At 37.4% G+C, this 257-nt stretch carries 1 pseudogene; it reads right to left on the reverse strand.

What is annotated here, in order from left to right:
• Nucleotides 1–257: pseudogene (locus tag LVD47_RS23530) on the reverse strand (TonB-dependent receptor); the annotation flags it as partial.

Genomic DNA, 257 nt, shown 5'->3' on the forward strand with positions numbered 1-257 from the left:
GCTTAATAACTTACCAATATTCTTAGCACTATAATCTCGATGAGTAGCAACAGGTATACCATTGGCAGGTTTTGGCCCTGGCGAACCAAGCTGTTTTTCACCGTCAGCATCGAGGTAATACATAAATGGTACATTATCGATGTAATTATTGATTTCGTTATCAAAGTAAATCGCTTTAAAACTTAAATTATCTGCATAAGGCAGATTTTGCCAACTTAAGCCAAAGCCCATTTCAAGGTTATCTGAGTCTTCCGGTT

It is taken from the genome of Membranihabitans maritimus, assembly GCF_021729145.1.
Classification (GTDB): Bacteria; Bacteroidota; Bacteroidia; order Chitinophagales; family Saprospiraceae; genus Membranihabitans; species Membranihabitans maritimus.